The organism is Ruegeria sp. CE9 (assembly GCF_056537425.1).
In genome coordinates this window covers 309,620-331,393 of sequence record NZ_JBQFRO010000002.1, presented here as the reverse complement: position 1 = coordinate 331,393, position 21,774 = coordinate 309,620, and the positions used below count along the sequence as shown (strand labels likewise).

At 56.8% G+C, this 21,774-nt stretch carries 20 protein-coding genes; 9 read left to right on the top strand and 11 right to left on the bottom strand.

What is annotated here, in order from left to right; translation table 11 throughout:
- Positions 1–10: 10 nt before the first annotated feature.
- The 5 genes from ACR0B3_RS06215 to ACR0B3_RS06195 all read right to left on the bottom strand — a co-directional run bounded on the left by ACR0B3_RS06215 (position 11) and on the right by ACR0B3_RS06195 (position 4,684).
- Positions 11–841 (bottom strand): alpha/beta hydrolase, encoded by an 831-nt coding sequence (locus tag ACR0B3_RS06215; protein ID WP_480808450.1) that lies wholly within the window; start codon positions 839–841, stop codon positions 11–13.
- A gap of 3 nt (positions 842–844) precedes the next feature.
- On the bottom strand, positions 845–1,720 hold the full coding sequence (locus ACR0B3_RS06210) for a tryptophan 2,3-dioxygenase (protein WP_480808299.1): 876 nt from the start codon (positions 1,718–1,720) through the stop codon (positions 845–847).
- A gap of 63 nt (positions 1,721–1,783) precedes the next feature.
- Complete coding sequence (tdh, locus tag ACR0B3_RS06205; protein WP_170758173.1) at positions 1,784–2,812, bottom strand: L-threonine 3-dehydrogenase; 1,029 nt, start codon at positions 2,810–2,812, stop codon at positions 1,784–1,786.
- Between the two features lie 14 nt (positions 2,813–2,826).
- The gene (locus ACR0B3_RS06200; RefSeq protein WP_480808298.1) at positions 2,827–4,011 is read right to left on the bottom strand and encodes a glycine C-acetyltransferase; all 1,185 of its coding nucleotides are present in this window, start codon (positions 4,009–4,011) and stop codon (positions 2,827–2,829) included.
- A gap of 109 nt (positions 4,012–4,120) precedes the next feature.
- Entirely contained in the window at positions 4,121–4,684 is a 564-nt protein-coding gene (locus ACR0B3_RS06195) for an XRE family transcriptional regulator (protein WP_170685126.1), read from the bottom strand.
- 114 nt (positions 4,685–4,798) lie between these two features.
- Here ACR0B3_RS06195 and ACR0B3_RS06190 point away from each other — a divergent pair, with 114 nt between their 5' ends.
- Positions 4,799–5,974 (top strand): acetyl-CoA C-acyltransferase family protein, encoded by a 1,176-nt coding sequence (locus ACR0B3_RS06190; RefSeq protein WP_480808297.1) that lies wholly within the window; start codon positions 4,799–4,801, stop codon positions 5,972–5,974.
- A 96-nt stretch (positions 5,975–6,070) separates the two neighbouring features.
- On the opposite strand, the gene ubiB is transcribed toward ACR0B3_RS06190, so the two are convergent.
- On the bottom strand, positions 6,071–7,600 hold the full coding sequence (gene ubiB, locus ACR0B3_RS06185; protein ID WP_480808296.1) for a 2-polyprenylphenol 6-hydroxylase: 1,530 nt from the start codon (positions 7,598–7,600) through the stop codon (positions 6,071–6,073).
- A complete protein-coding gene (ubiE, locus tag ACR0B3_RS06180; protein ID WP_480808295.1) occupies positions 7,601–8,353 on the bottom strand; it encodes a bifunctional demethylmenaquinone methyltransferase/2-methoxy-6-polyprenyl-1,4-benzoquinol methylase UbiE in 753 nt (250 codons plus the stop codon).
- A gap of 86 nt (positions 8,354–8,439) precedes the next feature.
- Between ubiE and mutM the strand changes: the two genes are divergently transcribed.
- The 6 genes from mutM to recF all read left to right on the top strand — a co-directional run bounded on the left by mutM (position 8,440) and on the right by recF (position 15,053).
- Positions 8,440–9,291, top strand: a complete 852-nt coding sequence (mutM, locus tag ACR0B3_RS06175) for a bifunctional DNA-formamidopyrimidine glycosylase/DNA-(apurinic or apyrimidinic site) lyase (RefSeq protein WP_480808294.1) — start codon at positions 8,440–8,442, stop codon at positions 9,289–9,291.
- A 66-nt stretch (positions 9,292–9,357) separates the two neighbouring features.
- Positions 9,358–10,134: an enoyl-CoA hydratase gene (locus ACR0B3_RS06170; RefSeq protein ID WP_170757549.1), complete on the top strand. Its 777-nt coding sequence runs from the start codon at positions 9,358–9,360 to the stop codon at positions 10,132–10,134.
- 230 nt (positions 10,135–10,364) lie between these two features.
- On the top strand, positions 10,365–10,628 hold the full coding sequence (gene rpsT / locus ACR0B3_RS06165) for a 30S ribosomal protein S20 (protein WP_142638226.1): 264 nt from the start codon (positions 10,365–10,367) through the stop codon (positions 10,626–10,628).
- 538 nt (positions 10,629–11,166) lie between these two features.
- Positions 11,167–12,549, top strand: coding sequence for a chromosomal replication initiator protein DnaA (gene dnaA / locus ACR0B3_RS06160; protein ID WP_480808293.1), 1,383 nt, complete (start codon positions 11,167–11,169; stop codon positions 12,547–12,549).
- A 225-nt stretch (positions 12,550–12,774) separates the two neighbouring features.
- On the top strand, positions 12,775–13,896 hold the full coding sequence (gene dnaN / locus ACR0B3_RS06155) for a DNA polymerase III subunit beta (protein WP_170685136.1): 1,122 nt from the start codon (positions 12,775–12,777) through the stop codon (positions 13,894–13,896).
- A gap of 59 nt (positions 13,897–13,955) precedes the next feature.
- Positions 13,956–15,053, top strand: a complete 1,098-nt coding sequence (gene recF, locus ACR0B3_RS06150) for a DNA replication/repair protein RecF (protein ID WP_480808292.1) — start codon at positions 13,956–13,958, stop codon at positions 15,051–15,053.
- On the opposite strand, the gene ACR0B3_RS06145 is transcribed toward recF, so the two are convergent.
- Positions 15,050–15,616, bottom strand: a complete 567-nt coding sequence (locus ACR0B3_RS06145) for a carboxymuconolactone decarboxylase family protein (RefSeq protein WP_480808291.1) — start codon at positions 15,614–15,616, stop codon at positions 15,050–15,052. The genes recF and ACR0B3_RS06145 overlap by 4 nt on opposite strands.
- Positions 15,617–15,715: 99 nt before the next feature.
- Between ACR0B3_RS06145 and ACR0B3_RS06140 the strand changes: the two genes are divergently transcribed.
- On the top strand, positions 15,716–16,282 hold the full coding sequence (locus tag ACR0B3_RS06140) for a TetR/AcrR family transcriptional regulator (protein ID WP_480808290.1): 567 nt from the start codon (positions 15,716–15,718) through the stop codon (positions 16,280–16,282).
- Between the two features lie 102 nt (positions 16,283–16,384).
- Positions 16,385–18,802, top strand: a complete 2,418-nt coding sequence (gyrB, locus tag ACR0B3_RS06135; protein WP_170725300.1) for a DNA topoisomerase (ATP-hydrolyzing) subunit B — start codon at positions 16,385–16,387, stop codon at positions 18,800–18,802.
- Positions 18,803–19,314: 512 nt separating this feature from the next.
- On the opposite strand, the gene ACR0B3_RS06130 is transcribed toward gyrB, so the two are convergent.
- From ACR0B3_RS06130 to ACR0B3_RS06120, 3 genes are all read right to left on the bottom strand, one after another.
- Positions 19,315–19,695 carry a hypothetical protein gene (locus ACR0B3_RS06130; protein WP_170337130.1) on the bottom strand — a complete coding sequence of 127 codons (381 nt, stop codon included), beginning with the start codon at positions 19,693–19,695 and terminating at the stop codon, positions 19,315–19,317.
- A 114-nt stretch (positions 19,696–19,809) separates the two neighbouring features.
- Entirely contained in the window at positions 19,810–20,988 is a 1,179-nt protein-coding gene (locus ACR0B3_RS06125) for a carbohydrate porin (RefSeq protein WP_480808289.1), read from the bottom strand.
- Entirely contained in the window at positions 20,985–21,749 is a 765-nt protein-coding gene (locus ACR0B3_RS06120) for a DUF3299 domain-containing protein (RefSeq protein ID WP_480808288.1), read from the bottom strand. The genes ACR0B3_RS06125 and ACR0B3_RS06120 overlap by 4 nt, the downstream gene beginning before the upstream one ends.
- Positions 21,750–21,774 lie beyond the last annotated feature (25 nt).

Sequence of the window (21,774 nt, the reverse complement as noted above, 5' to 3'; positions counted from 1 at the left end):
CGTTTGCCGGTTACTCGCTGCGCGACGACAGAAACGTGCCCGATGGCATGATGATGTCGAAGTGATGCTTGCCCTTCTGCAGATCAAAACTGACCGAATGCCCGGCCTTGCGCAGCAACTCCGCATAGTCACGGCTTTGTCGGATGAACTCGGGCGTATCCCGCTCAGCCACAGTCACCCTGTAACGGGGTCCCGGCGCGGGCAGGTTGAGGCAGGGTGAGAGATCGTGAACCTCGACCTTGGTCAGTTGCAGCGGATCATTCACCGAGGTCAGGCTTATCGGAACAAGGTCATAAATCCCGCTTATCAGGATCACATTGCGCACCCGCAGTCCGGCCTGCGCAAAGGCCTTAGATGACGTCGCCATGACCATCGCGACCAGATGCGCACCCGCACTGTGGCCCGACAGGGTGATGTTGGAAAGATCAAAACCCAGCGTCACGGCCTGTGACGCAAGCCACAACAAGGCAGCGCGACATTCCTTGACCATCTGCCCCAATCTGGCATCGGGTGCGAGCGTATAGTTCAGTGTGGCAAAGGCCTGCCCGTTCTCATGCAGCACCGGCGCCATGGGGGCTGACTCGCGCTGGCTGAGCGCCTGCCAATAGCCGCCATGGATGAAGACATGCAAAGGTGCGTTGACGTCAGGGGCGGGGAAGAAATCCAGAACATGTGCCGGGCTATCTCCGTAAGAGAGGTTTTCTTGCACCTTTAGGTCAGATCGCGCCTGCGTGCTGAGGGCTGAATAGCTGGCCAGATAGGGCGTCAGATCGCCACCAACCATCGAGCTGGGGGAATATTCCTGCTCAAGCTCATTTTGGGTGAAACCGCGATACAGCATCACTTAGTCCTCCGCGTACATCAACTCGGTCCGCACGTCGTAGAGGTCGTGGAAGAACCGCAACTCCAGCGCTTTACGCAGAAAGGCCACGCCGCTGGACCCACCCGTTCCCGGCTGCATACCGATCACGCGCTCAACCGCTGTTGCATGGTCAAACCGCCACCGTTGGAACAGAGATTCCACATCCATCAGTTTTTCAGCCAGTGCATAGAGATCCCAATATTTGTCCGTATCACGGAACACTTTGACCCAGATCTTTACGACGCGCGGATCGCCGGAATAAGGTTTTGCATAGTCGCGTTCAATCAGGTCCTGTGGCACATCGAATCCCTGCCGGGCCAGCAAATGCAGAACTTCGTCATAGAGCGACGGCTTGCTGAGGGCCACGTTCAGCATCTCCATGACCTCGGGGTCATGCATATGCACTTTCAGGGTCGAGGGATCCTTGTTGCCCAGAATAAACTCGATCTGGCGATAGCCGTAGCTTTGAAAACCGGACGAGCTGCCCAAGGCGTCGCGAAACGTCATATAATCGGCGGGCGTCATGGTCAGCAGGGTTTCCCATGCCGCGATCAACTGCCGTTGGATCGCCTTGATCCTGTCAAGATTTTTCATCGCCGGGCCAAATTGATCCTGCTGTAGAAACCTACGCACTTCGACCAATTGATGGTGCATCAGCTTTAGCCACAACTCGCTAACCTGATGGATGATGATGAAGAGCATCTCATCGGGTTGGGCTGGGTCCTGAAAAGTCTTTTGCAGGTTCAGCAGGGTCTTGAGTTGTAGGAAATCGCCATAGCTTTTGCGATGAGTCTCTGCGAAATCTGTGACCAAGGACTCTTCGATCCCTCGTTCCAGATACCTGTCATTATCGCCCATGTGCTCCTCCAAACGCGCGGGGTTATCCCTGTTTAGGGACAAAACCCGCGCGGTGCCAGAGCGTTAGGTCCAGTCCAGAACCACCTTACCCGACTGACCGGATTTCATCGCTGCAAAACCTTGGGCAAAGTCATCAACCGCGAAGCGGTGGGTGATCACCCGGCTGACATCCAGCCCGTTCTGCAACATGGCAATCATCTTGTACCAGGTCTCGAACATTTCGCGGCCATAGACGCCTTTGATAGTGATGGCCTTGAACACGATCCGCGACCAATCGACCGGGGATTTCCCCGGCGGAATCCCCAGCAATGCGATCTTACCACCCATCACCAGAGCCTCGACCATCTGGTCCAGCGCAGCTTGTGAGCCAGACATCTCGAGCCCGACGTCAAATCCTTGGGACATGCCAAGCTCAGCGATCACATCCTGCAAATCCTCTTTCGAAACGTCCACAGTGCGCACGGTCGGAACAACATGTTCAGCCAGTTTCAGGCGATCAGTGTTGATATCCGTGATGACCACATGCCGCGCGCCAGCATGCCGCGCGACGGCGGCGGCCATGATGCCAATAGGGCCCGCGCCGGTGATCAGCACGTCCTCGCCCAGCAGATCGAAGCTGAGCGCTGTGTGCACGGCATTGCCCAGCGGGTCGAGAATGGCTCCGATCTCATCCGGCACATCATCGGGCAGGGGCACTACGTTGAAAGCAGGCAATTTCAGGTATTGCGCAAAGGCACCTTGTTCGTTCACCCCGATGCCCCGCGTGCCGGGATCGAGATGAAACTTGCCTGCGCGGCTTTGACGGCTATCGGGGGTAATCAGATGGCCTTCGCCCGAACAACGTTGGCCGACCTCCAGCCCGGTTACATTTCGCCCGATCTCGACGATTTCCCCGGCAAATTCATGGCCCGTGATCATCGGAACCGGCACCGTGTGCGACGCCCATTCATCCCAATTCCAGATATGAATATCCGTGCCGCATATGCCGGTCTTGTTGATGCGGATCAGAACCTCGTCGGGACCGATCTCAGGCACTGGGGCCTGCACCATCCAGAGACCTTCTTCTGGCTTGGATTTCTCCAAAGCTTTCATGGTGTTGGGGCGCATCAGATCACTCCCAGTTCTTTGCCGACCTTGCCAAACGCAGCGAGCGCTCGGTCTAGTTCATCCCGAGTCAGAGCCGCGTTCATCTGCGTCCTGATCCGCGCCTGCCCGCGCGGGACGACTGGGAAGAAGAAGCCTGAGACGTAGACGCCCTCATCAAACAGCCGCGATGCCATGTCTTGTGCCAGTGTCGCCTCACCCAGCATGACCGGAATGATCGGGTGTTCACCGGGCAGCAGGTCGAAGCCCAATTGCTCTAACCCCGATCGCCAGTATTGCGCATTGCCGAACAGTTGCGCGCGCAGCATGTCGCCTTCTTCAACCAAACGGATCGCCTCCAAACCAGCGGCGACGATGGAAGGCGGCAGCGAGTTCGAGAACAGATAGGGCCGCGCCCGCTGCCGCAACAGGTCAATCACTGGCTGCGGCCCGGCGATATAACCACCGATGGCCCCCCCAAGTGCTTTGCCCAATGTTCCCGTCAGAATGTCCACATCCACGCCGAAATGATCCGGCGTTCCAGCACCGTTTGGCCCCATGAATCCCGTTGCATGGCAATCGTCGACCATGACGACGGCATCATATTTATCGGCCAGTTCACGGATTTTCGGCAGGTTGGCCAGATAGCCATCCATTGAGAAAACGCCGTCGGTGGCAATCATGATATGCCGCGCCCCGTCTTCACGCGCCTGTTTCAGCCAGGCTTCGAGGTCATTCATGTCGTTGTTCATGTACCGATAGCGTTTCGCCTTGCAAAGGCGCACCCCGTCGATGATCGAGGCATGGTTCAGACTGTCCGAGATGATGGCGTCTTCAGGCCCTAACAAAGGCTCAAACAACCCTCCATTGGCGTCAAAACAGGCGGCGAACAGGATTGCGTCGTCCTTGTTCAGAAACTTCGCCAGCTTCTGTTCCAACTCACGGTGAATGTCCTGCGTCCCGCAGATAAAACGGACCGAGGCCATGCCGAACCCCTTGGGGTCCATTGCGCCTTTGGCCGCTTCAATAAGGGCGGGATGATCTGCGAGCCCCAGATAATTGTTAGCGCACAGGTTGATGACCCGCTTGTCGCCCACCGTAATCTCGCCGCCCTGAGGCGAGGTGATCATTCGTTCGCGCTTGTAGAGGCCCTCGGCCTCAATCTGTGCGAGTGTATCCGAAATATGGGACAGGAATGCATCAGCCATGGCGACCTCCGTTAATCTGAGTCGCACGTCTAACATAGCGGATGAAATTCCCAAATAGGGGATTTACAATATTTAGGAAAAATATCCGTGAAGGCGGAATATTGCCAAATCAGGCGTTTTTCACGATCAAAAATACGCGTGCAGGTCGGTCGGCGGAAATAGAATGCACAATATCGGCAGCGTACCGGGCGGTATCCCCTTGTTGCAAATCGCTGACCGCAGTGCCCGACGTAACGCGAACTGCACCCTCCAGAACGGTCAACTGCTCGTTCGCACCCCGCGCGTGGGGTTGGCTGTTCAGGCTTCCGCCGGCTTGGAGTTGAATTTCATATACCTCATGCTTGCCTGCCTCTTCCGGGGGCGAGAGGATGCGAATTCGGCATTTTTCACCCATGTTGTCGATGCTCGGCACTTCGGATTTCCTGAGGGTCTCGATCTGGTCCGATGTATTGGACTCTTCCAACAACCCTGCAAAATCCACCTGCAATGCGCGAGTTAGGTTCCATAGGGTCGAGATCGTGGGGCTGCTTTCACCGCGTTCGATTTGGCTGACCATGGATCGGGATACGCCGCTGAGGTTGGCGACCGCCTCGAGCGACAGGCCTTTGACCCGGCGCGCCTCTTTCAAGCGGGCGGGCAAGCGTATCAGGATATCGTCTGTATTTTCCGTCATGACGGAATTTCATGCGTGTTGCGCAACGTAATGTCAATTCCGGGCGTGACAGTACGTCTAATTTGAAGACCATGCTGCAAGTGCATAATTCGTGCGAGATTTGGAGGAGAAAACATGACTGACATAGTGATTTTGGATGGCGCGCGGACTGCCATCGGAACATTCGGTGGCGCATTGGCGTCGACGGCTCCGATAGATCTGGCGACTGTGGCGACCGAGGCAGCGCTTGAGAGATCGGGGGTTGAGGGTGGCCAGATCGGGCATGTTGTCTTTGGTCATGTGATCAATACTGAGCCGCGAGACATGTATCTGTCGCGGGTTGCTGCGATGCAGGCGGGTATTCCGAACGGGACCCCTGCAATGAATGTGAACCGTCTGTGCGGTTCGGGCGCGCAGGCGATTGTGTCAGCGGTGCAGTCTCTGATGCTGGGTGATGCCGAGTTTGCAGTGGCAGGCGGCGCCGAAAGCATGTCGCGCAGCCCCTACATCGTTCCGCAGGCGCGTTGGGGCGCGAAGATGGGGGACGTTTCGTCGCTTGATATGATGCTGGGCGCACTGAACTGTCCTTTCGGGACGGGTCACATGGGGGTCACGGCTGAAAACGTGGCGGATGAACATCAGATCAGTCGAGAGCAGATGGATGCGTTTGCAATGACCAGTCAGACCCGTGCGGCGGCTGCGATTGAGGCGGGGTATTTCGAAAGCCAGATCGCTCCGGTGCAGGTCAAGGTCAAGCGCGAGATGGTTGATTTTATGGTCGACGAGCACCCCAAAGCCACGACAACCGAGGCGCTGGCTGGGTTGCGTCCGGTCTTCAAGAAAGATGGCCGGGTTACGGCGGGAAATGCGTCAGGCATCAATGATGGCGCCGCCGCGATGGTTCTGGCAACGGCAGGTGCGGCTGAGAAGGCTGGATTGAAGCCAAAGGCCCGCGTGCTGGGATATGCGCATGCCGGGGTCCGCCCGGAAGTCATGGGGATCGGTCCGGTTCCGGCGGTTCAGAACCTGTTCAAAAAGACAGGTCTGTCGGCAGGCGATTTTGATGTGATCGAAAGTAACGAGGCTTTCGCCGCGCAGGCTCTGGCGGTCAATCAAGAGCTTGCGCTGGACGCCTCGAAGGTAAACCCAAACGGGGGAGCTATTGCATTGGGGCATCCTGTTGGAGCGACCGGGGCGATCATCACACTCAAAGCTCTGTACGAGCTGGAGCGCATCGGTGGATCCAAAGCACTGATCACCATGTGCATTGGTGGCGGTCAGGGTATTGCGCTGGCAATCGAGCGGCTCTGATATCGAACCGTATAGGGGGGCTGTCTGCCCCCCATCGCGCTTGGGCGCGATTCCCCCCGAGGATATTTATGGCCAGATGAAGCTGCGGGATCTGGTTTAGCCGAGCGAAGTAACGAGCAATGTGATCGCTGCCCCAGCCAGCGCGCCGATGGTCGCAGGCAGGATCATCCGTGACAAGCCAGAGCCTTGAGGTTCGTCTTGTTGGGTTTGGGCGATCAATGCGTTTTCCACCAGCGCGGGCAGGCGCGGGCCAAAGCGCGCAAGGACTAGGGCGGTTTTGCCAAAATCACGCAGCGCTGCGCGCGGACCGATGGACTTTTTGATGTAGTCTTCGACCACGGGGCGGGCGACTTCCCAGATGTTCATATGTGGGTCGAGAGAGCGGGCGACGCCTTCGACGACCACCATTGTGCGCTGCAGTAGGATCAACTCGGTCCGGGTTTCCATGCCAAAGCGTTCGGTGACCTCGAACAGGTAGTTCAGCAGGCGGCCCATCGAAATGTGTGAAGCATCCATACCGAAGATGGGTTCTCCGACAGCGCGCAGGGCGCGGGCGAATTCGTCCACGTCCTGATCAGCGGGGACATACCCGGCTTCGAAATGGACCTCGGCCACTCGTTTATAGTCGCGGCGGATGAAGCCGAAGAGGATCTCCGCGTAGACCCGGCGGGTGTATTCGTCGATATGGCCCATGATGCCGTAATCATAAGCGATGATGTCTCCGTTTGCGGCGACCTTCAGGTTGCCCTGATGCATGTCGGCGTGGAAAAAGCCGTCACGCAGGGCGTGAAGAAGGAACATGCGCAGGACACGTTCGGCTAGGTCGGGGCGATTGTGACCAGCGGCATCCAGGGCTGTGTTTTCGCCCAGTGGAACGCCATCGGCCCAGCTGAGCGTCATCACCCGGCGGGCTGACAGGGACCAGACCACGGGGGGAAGCCAGAACCCTGCATCATCCTTGGTATTGGCGGCGTATTCCGAGGCCGCAGCGCTTTCGAGACGCAGGTCCAGTTCTCCGCGCACGACGCCGTCGAAATGTTCGATCACCTCCATCGGGCGCAGGCGGCGCGCGCCGGGGGCGAAGAGTTGCACGATGCGGGCGGCGAAATAGAAGGCGTCGACATCCTTGCGGAAGGCGCGTTCGATTCCGGGGCGCAGGACTTTGACGGCGACATACTCGCCGGTGCTGACCAGCTTGGCTTTGTGAACCTGTGCGATTGATGCGGCGGCGATGGGTTCGCTGAATTCGCTGAAAATCTCGGCCACGGGCTGTCCCAATTCCTTTTCAACCTCGGCCATCGCTTCGGATTTGGAGAAGGGCGGGAGCTTGTCCTGCAGCACACGCAACTGTTCCGCCAATTCGTCGCCGACCACGTCGGGGCGGGTCGAAAGCACCTGGCCGAATTTGATATAGGCCGGGCCCAATGCCGTGAGGGCACGGGTGGCGGGTGGCATCTCAGGGTCACCCTTGTAGCCCAGCCATTGGAAGGGTTTGCCCAACGTGTGGGCGACGATCCGCAGCGCACGCGGGGCCTCGAACGCGTCCAGCACCACGTTCATGGCACCTGTGCGCTCCAAGGTGGCACCTGTGCGGATCAGGCGGATGATGTTGTGAGGGCCGCGCATCTAGATTTTCCAGCCGGAATGCAACGCGGCAATGCCCATGCTCAGGTTGCGGTACTTAGCGTTTTCGAACCCGGCAGTGCGGACCATGTTCAGAAATGTCTCCTGATCGGGGAACTTGCGGATCGATTCCACAAGGTACTGATAGCTGTCGTAGTCATTGGCGATCAGCTTGCCCATACGTGGGATGACATTGAAGCTGTAGAGGTCATAGAGCTTTTGCAGCCCGTCATTGGGCAACTGACTGAATTCAAGCACCATCAGGCGGCCACCGGGCTTTAGTACGCGGTAGGCTTCGTTCAGCGCCTCCTGCGGGCGGGTGACGTTCCGGATGCCGAACGAGATGGTATAGACGTCGAACGTATTGTCCTCGAACGGCAACGCCATTGCATCGCCCACCACCCAGTTCAGACTGTCGGACATCTGGTCGGCCTCGGCGCGCTGGCGACCTTCGACCAGCATCGGTTCGGTCAGGTCCAGAACGGTGGCGTGGCCATGGCCTGCGCGTTTGAGGAAGCGAAAGGAAATATCTCCGGTCCCGCCTGCCACGTCCAGCAGGCGCTGACCGGGGCGCGGGGCCAGCCAGTCCATCATTGCGTCTTTCCAGACCCTGTGGATGCCCATCGACATGACATCGTTCATCACATCATATTTCGAGGCGACCGAGTTGAACACGCCCTGTACGCGCCCGGCCTTGTCAGCCTCGCGCACGGTTTCGAACCCGAAATGAGTTGTCTTGTCGCTGTTGTTGGACATTTGCCTTGCCGTTCGTCGAATTTCGTCTCTGTTATAGGGCCATAAGAGGCGGGCACAATGCGGCCCTTTGGAATAGGAGCCATCTAATGCCCGAATTGCCTGAGGTCGAGACAGTAAGACGCGGCCTGTCCCCTGTGATGGAAGGTGTGGTGATCGAGCAGGCAGATGTAAACCGCCCCGACCTGCGCTGGCCGTTTCCGGATCGGATGACCGAACGGCTGACCGGGCAGCGGGTGGATCGCCTGCGGCGACGGTCGAAGTACATTCTGGCCGATCTCAGTAGCGGAGAAACGCTGTTGATCCATTTGGGCATGTCGGGGCGAATGACGGTTTCGGGCGATCCATTGGGGCATTTCGCGCACAAACATCCGATGCCAGAAAAACACGATCATGTGGTGTTTCACATGGCCAATGGCGCGCGCATCACCTTCAATGATCCGCGCCGGTTCGGGGCAATGGACCTGTTGCCGACCGCCACGGCGGAAAGCCACAAGTTGCTGGCGGTTCTGGGGCCGGAACCGCTGGGCAATGATTTTCACGAACAGCATCTGATTGATGCGTTCAAGGGGAAGAACACCCCGGTCAAATCCGCACTTCTGGATCAGGGAATCGTTGCCGGTTTGGGTAATATCTACGTTTGCGAGGCACTTTATCGCGGCAAGGTGTCGCCACGTCGCAAAGCTGGGCAGATTTCAACGCCAAGGGTTGCGGCTTTGGTTCCGATCATTCGAGAGGTACTGCAGGAGGCCATTGAGGCAGGTGGCTCTTCCCTTCGCGATTTCCGGCAAGCCGATGGAGAACTTGGATATTTTCAGCATAGCTTTGATGTATATGGACGCGAAGGCGCACCCTGCAAGACGGAGGGATGTAGCGGTGAGATCAAGAGAATCACCCAGTCCGGTCGCTCATCCTTCTATTGCGCGCAATGCCAAAGATAACTTGATCCAGCGAACTCGCGTGATAATGAATCGTATCTGAACGGAACAACCGGAACCTTACACCTCATGGCTTTTGAGACGATCATCGTCGAAATCGAAGACCACGTCGCCCTCATCAAACTCGACAGACCCGACGCAATGAACGCACTGAACACCCAATTGCTGGGTGAGCTGTGCGAGGCGCTCGAAGATGCCGACAAGAATGACAAGGTGCGCTGCATCGTGATCACCGGCTCGGACAAGGCTTTTGCCGCCGGTGCGGACATCAAAGAGATGTCCGAGATGAGCTATGTTGATGTATTCAACGTCAATCTATTTGCCGATGCGAATGACCGGATCACGGCAATTCGCAAACCGATTATCGCTGCCGTATGCGGGTATGCGCTGGGCGGTGGATGTGAACTGGCAATGCTGTGCGATTTCATCATTGCCGCTGATACCGCAAAGTTCGGCCAGCCCGAGATCAATTTGGGCGTTATCGCAGGTTTGGGTGGCAGCCAGCGCCTGACTCGTTTTGTCGGAAAGTCCAAATCGATGGATATGAACCTGACCGGACGTTTCATGGATGCTGAAGAGGCCGAGCGCGCCGGATTGGTCAGCCGTGTTGTGCCCGCCAAGAAGCTGATCGAAGAAGCAACCAGTGCTGCGCAAAAGATCGCGGAGAAATCGCAAATCTCGGCCCTTGCTGCAAAAGAGGCTGTGAATCGCAGCTATGAAATGCCGCTCAGCGAAGGCATGCTGTTTGAGCGTCGCGTATTCCACTCGATGTTTGCAACCGAAGATCAGAAAGAGGGGATGGCTGCGTTTTTGGAGAAACGTGCAGCCCAGTTCCGGGACAAGTGATCCCTCGATCTTGAGACGAAAGCAGGCGGGCCATTGCCCGCCTTTTTCATACCTGCCTTGCGTGTTCAAGAATCCACTTGGCAAACCCAGACAACTTGGATAGTAAGCGCCGCTATACATGCGCGTGCGGCCCGCTTGGCCCGACTCACACTCGTGATTTCTGATCCGGTGCGGATATGTCCGTGGCGCGCAACCCAAGATAACCGTACCGAACAAAAGGTCAGAGACACATGGCAAATTCGCCCCAGGCAAAGAAACGCGCCCGTCAGAACGAAAAGCGCTTTGCTGTAAACAAAGCACGCCGTTCGCGTATTCGTACCTATCTGCGCAAAGTTGAAGAAGCGATCGCATCCGGCGACAAGGACGCGGCCACCGCTGCCCTGCGCGCCGCTCAGCCAGAGCTGATGCGCGGCGTCACCAAAGGCGTCTTCCACAAGAACACTGCATCCCGCAAAATGTCGCGCCTGTCGGCTCGCGTCAAAGCGCTGGGCTGATTCTTCAGGAAAACGCGTCAAGCGTTGATCTCTAAATAGGCGTCGCACCGTGCGGCGCCTTTTTCATTGTTGCCGGAAAGCCGCGTCTTCACGAACCCGAGAGATTCTTTCGGTCTCAGACCCGAGTCAATATCAGAGTTTCGTTGCCCGCGCCTATCGCCTGTTGCTACCACTGTATCAGCGATTCACTCGCTTGGGGGGACAGGCTGTTCCAATGATCTGACCGACGGGCATCGGGAAGATACTGGGACGAATGTTCGAAAACCGGCTTCGGTCGGATGGACGATCTGCTCTGGGTCTCGGTTTATCCGAGGGTCCTGGCCCTGTCAAAAATTGGAACGTCATGCGCATCCCGGTTTCCGGGTGTGCCCCCGTTTTGGGGCCGTGCTGTATTGGACTACGATGATGTTCGACGCGACCCGCCAAACCAATCGGTTTGGTGATGGTACCCTTGTGTGTGAGCGCCATAAAGACCCGGAAACCGGGACATATTGATAAGGCCGCAGGGCCAATAATGATGGGATGCGTGAGGCGCCGAATGACACAAGAGAAATGGGGACAACTGCGTAGCAAATTGATGAAAGCGGTTGGGAAGAACAACTTTACCACCTGGATTGAACCTCTGGAGTTTCAGGAGTTGCAGGATGGTGTGGCTGTGTTCTCGGTACCGACCAATTTCATGGGCAACTATGTCAGTCAGAATTTTGCAGACCTCATTCTCTATGAACTGAACACTTCGGGCGAACAGGTTCAGCGCTTGGCTTTTCGCACTGCGGCAAATTCGTCAGCGCGCCCCACTTTGGTGGAAGACACCAAGACTGCGCCGGTATCAGAAGTCAGATCTGCCGCAACGGATACAGCAAATGATCCGCTCGATGCGCTGCAGGCCGCGCCTCTGGATGCTCGCTTTACGTTTGACCGCTTCGTTGTTGGTAAACCCAACGAACTGGCCCATGCTGCTGCGCGCCGCGTGTCTGAAGGCGGTCCGGTGACATTCAATCCGCTGGTTCTGTATGGGGGCGTTGGCCTTGGTAAGACCCACTTGATGCACGCGATTGCGTGGGAGTTGAAGACCAAGCACCCCGAGTTGAACGTGCTTTACCTGTCGGCCGAACAGTTCATGTATCGTTTCGTGCAGGCCCTGCGCGAACGCCGCATGATGGATTTCAAGCATCTGTTCCGCTCGGTCGATGTGCTGATGGTCGACGACGTGCAGTTCATCGCGGGCAAGGACTCAACACAGGAAGAGTTCTTTCACACATTCAACGCGCTGGTGGATCAGAACAAACAGATCATCATCTCAGCTGATCGTGCACCCGGTGAGATCAAGGACCTCGAAGACCGTGTAAAGTCGCGCCTGCAATGTGGTCTGGTGGTTGATCTGCATCCCACTGACTACGAATTGCGTCTGGGCATCCTGCAGAACAAGGTTCAGCAATACAGCAGCACCTACCCTGATCTGACTATCGCGGATGGAGTTCTTGAATTCCTTGCACACCGCATCTCGACAAATGTGCGCGTTCTCGAAGGGGCGCTGACCCGCCTTTTTGCCTTCGCTTCGCTTGTGGGTCGCGAGATTGATATGGAACTGACGCAGGATTGTTTGGCCGATGTGCTGCGTATGTCTGAGCGCAAGATCACCGTCGAAGAAATCCAGCGCAAAGTTTCGGAATACTACAACATCCGTCTCAGCGACATTATAGGCCCCAAGCGTCTGCGGTCGTATGCCCGTCCGCGTCAGGTGGCGATGTATTTGTGCAAGCAACTCACAAGTCGCTCGCTGCCTGAGATTGGGCGCCGTTTTGGCGGACGCGACCACACCACGGTCATGCACGGCGTCAAGCGTATAGAAGAGCTGAAGCTGACCGATGGTCAGATCGCTGAAGACGTTGAAATGCTGCGCCGGGCTCTGGAAGCTTAAGCCTTATCCAATTCGCGGAAAATGCCCCGGCCAATTGCGTTCGGGGCATTTTCTTGTGCGCTATTGTCCACGATCAAGAATGTTCTGGAACGTTTCACGCGAGCTCCCCTTGACCGCCAGGGCAATCCGACCCAGAAATCGGTAAAAAATCCTTGTGCCTGAGGGCTGAGACGCTAACGTGCCAGTCCCGCCTATTTCGGCACGCAAGTCAAAGGAACAGAGGGTATGAAGATCAGCATCGAACGCGGCACCCTTCTCAAGGCCGTTTCGCAGGCCCAGTCAGTTGTCGAACGTCGCAACACCATTCCCATACTTGCCAACGTGCTGATCGAGGCCGAAGGCGATCAGGCCCTGTTCCGGGCCACCGATCTGGATATCGAGGTGGTCGACAAAGCCCCGGCGCAGGTCGAAAAAGCAGGGGCGACGACCGTGGCCGCAACAACGCTGCATGAGATTGTGCGCAAGCTGCCCGATGGAGCGCTGGTGACTCTGACTGCTGATAGTGCGGCTGGGCGGCTGACCGTAGAAGCGGGGCGTTCGAATTTCTCGCTGGCGACCTTGCCGAAAGAAGATTTCCCGGTCATGGCGTCTTCGGAGTATCAGTCGAACTTTACGGCCTCTGCGGCCCTGTTGCGGCGGTTGTTTGATAAGTCGAAATTTGCCATTTCGACTGAAGAAACGCGATACTACCTGAACGGTGTGTACATGCATGTGGCTGACGGCGCAGAGGGCGGCAATGTGCTGCGCTGCGTCGCGACTGATGGTCACCGTCTGGCGCGGATCGATGCGGATCTGCCGGATGGCGCGGCGGATATGCCGGGCGTGATTGTGCCCCGCAAGACCGTGGGTGAATTGCGGAAACTGCTGGACGATGATGAAATGGACATCGCAGTCTCGGTCAGTGAAACCAAGGTGCGGTTTGCAACGCCGGATATCACTCTGACTTCGAAGGTGATCGACGGAACCTTCCCGGATTACACGCGGGTCATTCCTCAAGGCAATACGCGCAAACTGGAGGTGGATGCCGCAGAGTTTGCGCAGGCTGTGGATCGTGTGGCAACCGTTTCCTCCGAACGGTCACGGGCCGTAAAATTGCAGCTGGATGCGGATAAGCTGGTTCTGTCGGTGAATGCACCCGACAGTGGGGCGGCCGAGGAAGAGCTGGCCGTCGCTTATGGCGATGAGCGGCTGGAGATCGGGTTCAACGCCAAGTATCTGCTGGAAATTGCGTCTCAGGTGGATCGCGAAAATGCGGTGTTCATGTTTAACTCGGCAGGTGATCCGACACTGATGCGCGAAGGCAATGATCAAAGCGCGGTTTACGTTGTCATGCCGATGCGCGTCTGATCGCGCTGGCGCGCGATGTCTCCGGCGGGAGTATTTTTGAAAAGATGAAGGGAGGGGTCATGGGATTGGCCCTGACCGAGCTTACGGTCTCGCATTTTCGGTCTCATAAGTTGGCCCGGTTGTCTTTGGACGGGCGGCCAGTGGCGATTCATGGACCAAACGGGGCCGGTAAGACCAACGTTCTGGAAGCGGTTTCTCTGTTCTCGCCTGGCCGCGGTATGCGTCGGGCGAGCGCGGCTGAGATGACACGGCGGCCCGAAGCAGTGGGTTGGAAGCTGTACGGTCTGTTGAGCGCGCAAGGACAGAATTTCGAGATTGAGACCTGGTCCGAAGGCGGCGCGGCGCGGCAGGTGCGGATTGATGAGAAAGCGTCAAGCCAGGTCGAGCTGGGAAAGCTGGCGCGGGTCGTTTGGTTGATCCCGTCGATGGACCGCCTTTGGATTGAGGGGGCCGAAGGGCGGCGGCGTTTTCTGGACCGGATTGCTTTGAGTTTTGATCCGTCGCATGCCGAGGCATCGCTGACCTACGAAAAAGCCATGCGCGAGCGGAACCGGTTGCTGAAAGATCAGGTGCGGGATGCCCATTGGTACGCGGCGCTAGAGGGGCAGATGGCCGATACCGGGTTTCGCATCCATCGGGCGCGTCTGACCGCGTTGGAACACCTGCGGACGGCGCAGGAGAAGGCGGAAACGGCCTTCCCGTCTGCAGAACTGGAACTGGTGCAAACCGAAGGTGCGATGCCTGAAACGGTAGAGGACTTGCGTGACGCCTTGGATGAAAGCCGGTTTCGCGATCTGGCCGCTGGACGGACATTGGTTGGTCCGCACCGATCAGACCTGTATGGCGTGTTTGCCACCAAGGGAGTTCCTGCCAAAGATTGCTCGACCGGTGAGCAAAAAGCACTACTGGTGTCGCTGATCTTATCGAATGCACGGGCATTGGCGGGGATGGTTGGCGCGCCACCCATTGTTCTGCTGGATGAGGTTGCGGCGCATCTGGATGCTGGGCGGCGCGCAGCGCTCTATGACGAGATTTGCGCACTGGGTGCGCAGGCCTGGATGACGGGCACCGGGCCTGAGCTGTTTGCGGAACTGGGGGACCGAGCCCAATCGCTGATCGTAACCGAAGGCGATGAGGGCTCGGTCGTGGGTTCTTAGGCGGGTTCGCTGACTTTACGTTCCCACAGGAAGCCGAGCATCACTTCGTCAACGGGAGTTTTGGCCATGTGGTTGACATAGTTCGACATGGTTTTCTGCGCCAGACCCAGCACGACGTCCAGAACGGCGCGGTGCGAGTAACCGGCGTCAAAGAACGCTTGCAATTGTTCTTCGGTTGGGTTGCCGCGAGATTCCATTACTTGCAGCGTGAAAGTGCGCAGTGCCTCCAGCTTGGCCGACGGCAGCGGGGTTTCATTGCGCAAGGCCTCGGTGATCTCGTCCGACACTTTCATCATTTTAGCGATGCCGGTATGGGCGGGAACGCAGTAATGGCATTCATTCTCGACGTTGATGGTCTGCCAGACGACGGTTTTCTCGTCATTGTCGAAATCGGTCTGCAGGAACAGACCATGCAGAACCTGATAACCTTCCAGATGCTGAGGGCTTTCTGCCATCACTTTGTGCAGGCCGGGCAGGCGCCCGAATGCGGCTTGAGATTTTTCCAGCAGTGGCTTGGACCCTTCGGGGGCGGATTCAAGGTCATGGGACGGGAAATTAGCCATTTCAAAACTCCTGTTTCTGGCGCGATGAGTCGTATTTAGGGTTTCTTGAGTGATCACTCAAGTATATATTTGAGCGAACGTTCAAGAATTGGTGAAACTATGCCCCGCAAACCCTCATATGACCGCGACGCGTTGATCGCGCAGGCGCGCGACATTTTCTGGCGACACGGCTGGGCCGGGACGTCCCTGAAGGATCTTGAGCGTGAGCTGAAGCTGAAACCGGGCAGCTTTTATGCGGCCTTCGGGTCAAAAGATGCGCTCTATGCCATGGCACTTGAGCGTTACACGCAAGATGGTGTCGCCAACATGATGGCCTTGGCGCAGGAACTGGGCCCGCTGGGTGCGCTCAAGGCGCAGCCGTGCCGTGTGATCACGGCTTCGCCAACCAAAGCCTGCATGCTGGCCAAGACCTTTGCCGAGTTGCAAGCCAAAGATCACGAATTGGCCGAGCAGGCGCGCACCCACATGGTCGAAATGAAGGCTTGCTTCGCGGACCTGTTTCGCCGCGCGCAAAAGGCTCGAGAAATCAGTCCGGACCATGATCCTGACCGGTTGGCGGCGCGCTATCAATCCGACCTTCTGGGTCTGCGGCTATCGGCCGAACGGGATGATGTAAACGCCGCTGAAATTGCCGAAGATATCGCGTCAGATCTCGATCGGCTTTAATCCGCAAGAAAAGCGGTTCAGAACCACAAAATGTTGGGGGATCGCGTGACATTCCCCACCAGAAAACGTATAAGTTACCAAAATAATATAGGTACTAACGGCATGTCCGAAGACGCACAGGCACCGCAGGAATACGGCGCCGATTCCATCAAGGTTCTCAAAGGCTTAGAGGCGGTCCGCAAGCGCCCGGGCATGTATATCGGGGATACCGATGATGGCTCGGGCCTGCACCACATGGTGTATGAGGTCGTGGACAACGGAATTGACGAGGCATTGGCCGGTCATGCCGACCATGTGACGGTGAAAATTCACGCCGATTCCAGTGTCTCGGTCAGTGATAACGGGCGCGGAATTCCAGTGGATATTCACCCGGAAGAGGGCGTTTCGGCGGCTGAGGTCATCATGACCCAACTGCACGCAGGCGGTAAATTTGACAGCAACTCTTACAAGGTGTCGGGCGGTCTCCACGGTGTGGGTGTCTCAGTCGTGAACGCGCTGTCCGATTGGCTGGAATTGCGCATCTGGCGGGCTGGCAAAGAACATGTCGCACGGTTTGAAGGTGGTGAGACGGCAGAACACCTGAAAGTCGTGGGTGAATGCGGCGACCGCACCGGGACCGAAGTGCGCTTTCTGGCCTCGACTGATACATTCTCGAACCTCGAATACTCGTTTGAGACATTAGAAAAACGCCTGCGTGAACTGGCCTTTCTGAATTCCGGCGTACGGATCATCCTGATCGATGAGCGCCCGGCGGAGCGTTTGGAAACCGAGCTGTTTTATGAAGGCGGTGTCAAAGAGTTCGTCAAATACCTCGACCGATCCAAGACGCCTGCGATGCCCGAGCCAATCTATATCAAGGGCGAACGTGACGAAATCGGTGTCGAAATCGCCATGTGGTGGAATGATAGCTATCACGAGACGGTTCTACCCTTCACCAACAACATCCCACAGAGGGACGGCGGTACCCACGTGGCAGGGTTCCGAGGCGCGCTAACTCGGACGATCAACAACTATGCCCAGTCCAGCGGCATCGCGAAGAAGGAAAAGGTCAGCTTTACCGGCGATGATGCACGTGAAGGCCTGACCTGTGTGCTGTCGGTGAAAGTGCCTGACCCCAAATTCTCATCCCAGACCAAAGATAAGCTGGTGTCGTCCGAAGTGCGCCCAGCGGTTGAAGGTCTGATGAACGAAAAATTGGCCGAGTGGTTCGAGGAAAACCCGAACGAGGCCAAGGGGATTGTCGGCAAGATCATCGAGGCCGCCTTGGCCCGCGAAGCCGCCCGTAAAGCCCGTGAGCTAACCCGCCGCAAGACGGCAATGGATGTAAACTACTTGGCCGGTAAGCTGAAAGACTGTTCCGAGAAAGACCCTTCCAAGACCGAAGTGTTCCTCGTTGAGGGAGACTCGGCCGGTGGGTCCGCTCAGACGGGCCGAGACCGTCTGACTCAGGCAGTTTTGCCCCTGCGCGGGAAAATCCTGAACGTTGAACGCGCCCGGTTTGACCGGATGCTGTCATCTCAGGAAATCGGCAATCTCGTGATGGCGCTGGGCACCGGTATTGGACGCGATGAGTTCAATATCGAAAAGCTGCGCTACCACAAAATCGTTATCATGACGGATGCGGACGTAGACGGTGCACACATCCGGACGCTGTTGCTGACCTTCTTCTACCGTCAGATGCCCGAGCTGATCGAAGGCGGGTATCTTTATATCGCGCAACCTCCGCTCTATAAGGTTTCTCGTGGTAAATCAGAAGTTTACCTGAAGGACCAAGCAGCGCTGGACGACTACCTGATCAATCAAGGCGTTGAAGGTGCGGTGCTGAAACTCGGCTCGGGCGAAGAGATCATCGGTCAGGACCTGACCCGCGTCGTGGACGAAGCCCGCCAATTGAAACGCGTGCTGGACGCCTTCCCAACGCATTACCCGCGCCACATACTGGAGCAGGCCGCCGTTGCTGGCGCCTTTGTTCCGGGTGCTGTCGATGCCGATCTTCAAGGTGTCGCCGACAAAGTCGCCGCGCGTCTCGATTTGATCGCGCTGGAATATGAACGCGGCTGGCAAGGTCGGATCACACAGGATCACGGCATCCGCCTCGCGCGCATCCTACGGGGGGTCGAGGAAGTCCGAACACTGGACGGACCCATGCTCCGTTCGGGCGAAGCACGTAAAACCGGCAGCTTTACCCAAAGCCTGCAAGAGGTCTACAACACGCCTGCCACCCTGATCCGTCGCGACCGATCCCAGATGATCCACGGCCCGCTGGATTTGCTCCGTGCGATTCTTGAAGAAGGCGAAAAGGGTCTCTCACTGCAGCGCTACAAAGGCTTGGGCGAGATGAACCCGGATCAGCTGTGGGAAACCACACTGGACCCGGATGCGCGGACGCTGCTGCAGGTGCGCGTGGACGATATGGTCGAAGCCGATGATCTGTTCACCAAACTGATGGGCGATGTAGTTGAGCCGCGTCGAGAGTTCATTCAGCAGAATGCACTCAGCGTGGAGAACTTGGATTTTTGATCAGTTGTAGGTTTGCGCATAACACTTCGCGCACCCCATAAGTTTACGTAGTTCGCCCATAGTTTTGCGCTGCGCGTTTGTCTGCATTAGCGACGAATTCAATCAGTTTATGGCTTAGTCGTCGCGGTTATGGCCCTTTGCATTGCTCAATCCCGCAAAGGGCCTCCCTAAGGAACCTTGGATTCTCGCGAAGGTCTGCGATGCGCAGAAAGCAGACTTTGCAAAGTCCGGTTGACCACATTGTCCACCAAAGGCGACAGTTCTGCTTCGCGACTGGGCTATACATAGCCCTCAAAGCGTATTGTTTGCGGGACTTCAGTTGCACCGTTTTCCTGAGCGAGTAGGGCGCGTGCTGACGAAAAGGTAGCAAGCGCAAAAAGAACAAGAAGGGCCTTTATCATCGTAGCGCCTCGGATCCGGGTTTTGAACTTGGGCCGGGGTTCACAAATGATCGCCCCGGCCAGCGTCAGGGCAAACGAGGTAGTTCTTGCCCTGAAACATCGTACTTTCGCCTAATTTAGAAGATCACCGACGATGCCGACGGCATCGACCACGGTAGACAGGTCATTCGTAACTTCGAGGACTTCGTCATCGACCAGAATGTAGCGGTTTCCTTTGCCCGGCTCCCCAAGCTTCCATTTGGAAAGGTCCCCAATATCCTCGAACTCCAGGTCAGATGGGAGCTTGGCACCGCGCGTGTAGCGCTTGATCTGTCCAGGTGGTACAGCTTTTGGGCCTTTGCCGGGTTTGTCTTCTATCTGAATGCTGACATCACCGTTCTTGCCCCCCTTGTTCGGCTTTTTACCCTTGTTGTCTTTGGCATGGGCATCGCTGCCTCCAAGGATGAAAAACACAACTGCTAAGGCTGCAAGAATTCCGTATGCAATCTTCATAGATTGTTCCTTTGCTTCCCAACTTCATTCGACCGGCGTTGAAAATTCCGGCACGCGCTTGATCTCTCTTAGTTGCCCTTTGGCACACCCCTTAGTGACTGCCTTCACCCCGCATTAGAAAACGATCCGGGTTCTTAGACCGAACAGGGTAATCCGGTCCTGATCGGGATTTAGAAGCGGGTCGGAAATGAATTGTACCGATGGCGTGATCTTCAGTCCGGGTGAGATTGAAAAGCGGTAGAAAGCTTCAAGCGTGAACTGATCGCCATCTATGCCTCTTGCTTCGGCCCAGTTTAGGCCCAGACCGGCCAAATCGGTGTTGCGACCATAGTAACCGAGACCGGCAGAAATCGACCGTTCATAAAGCGCTGCGGTTCCCTTCGAGGCCCCTGCACGGAAGAACGGCATCCATTTATTGTCAACAAACCATGCGGCGGAAAACGCTGCGCCGTAATCTTCTGCTCGACTGCCATCGTCAGCCGCATCCGCATGCCAGAGGGTCAGATGGATATTGTCGAAGTAGATGCGATCAAAGCCGGACGTGTACCCAAGTTCGAGCGACTTGAAGAGATTGCCGTCGCTAAACACATCAAAGTTTGGATCGGACGGGTCGGCGTTTGCGTCTGATACGCTGGCAACGGCGTAGAGGTTCTCGCTCAGCTTTACCCCACCGGCAATACCAAGGCCTTGGTTGGGCGTGTTGATTGTCGGGTTGGTATTGAAAGACAGGTTTTGAAAACCACTGTAGGGGCTTACCAACCCGTAGATATCCACAAAGTCCGTTACATCAATCTGGCCGACTTGCAGCGCCCACGACCCATTCTCAGCCCTTTGGGTCCAGAACAAATTGGTCAGAAGCAAACCGTTGTCATTGAAGGCTGTTCCCGTGATTGAAAGGGCTCCGCCATCCAGCCCGAGAAATTGCGGAGCAACGTCAGTATGACTGTGCCTGTCTTCGATCTTGAATGTCAGAGACCCCCGTTCAGTTGCCTGCCAACTGCCGTAGAACCGCGCAATTCCGCTGGCTGCTTCGCCGGTTCCCAGATCAGCATCCGTGGTTTGGCCCAATGCCAGGTAGTCAATGTTGAACCGAAAACCACCCTCAGCCAGTCGGTCTTTCCGCTGAAACCAACCCGGTGCGATGTTGCGTGGAAAATCGGAACGATATTGCGGATCGGTGAGCCCGTCTCCGGGCGCAAGATCGGCTTCGACTGAAGATGGCCCGGATAGTCCCTGAGCCGACGCTGCGCCAGCAAATGCAATGCTCAATGCGGCAACCAGAAGTCTTATCATTTTGACGCCTGTGCCCCACCGGTCTTGCGATTTCCTGCCGCGCGGATGCGATCAGCAGCACGCTGCTTCCATTCCAACCTGTCTGCCTCGGTTTCCAGAGTTTCGACACGTTCCGCCTCTAGCTGGAAAGTCGCATTCATAGGCATGAGGCCATCCACAACCATCATATTATGAACGGAAGGATCGATAGTCAGCGTGCCTGTCAGCCGAACGGGTTCGTGGAAATAGCTAGGCGCCCAGTCCCCGTTCAACCGCACACGGATCATCTGGTTAGGCGGAGGTGGAGGCATGTGGCTGCACATCCCTCTTTCTGGCACCAAATACGCCACAGGCCGGCCGTCCGGATCGCGCGGAGCAGGAATGGCAAAGCCCGCGAGTGTGATTGTTCGGCCGTCGAATTGCGGGTTTCCGCTCGTTCCAGCCTTTCTTCGACGTTCAGTCACAACCTCGCGCTGATCGAGTAACCAGTCGACGTCAATTCCGTCTGACACCAAGGCGTCTTCGGTCTCTGCTAAAAGCAATTGCCATTTCTGCCGTTCTTCGGCGCTGCCAACCTCCTGCTGCAACCTGCCGCGTATACGCACAACGAAAAGAACATCGTCGAACTGTTCAGGGCTGAGATCACGATAGGGGTCATCAAAGACCTGCGCAGACGGATCTAGCAGGTCTGCCCAGTCCAACGCGGTTCCAGGCGTCGCCGCAGCATCATAACCGCACAAAACCAACCCTGCGAATACTGCGGAGCAAAACCAATTTCGCATGAATGCTCTCCGGCTGCTTTATCTT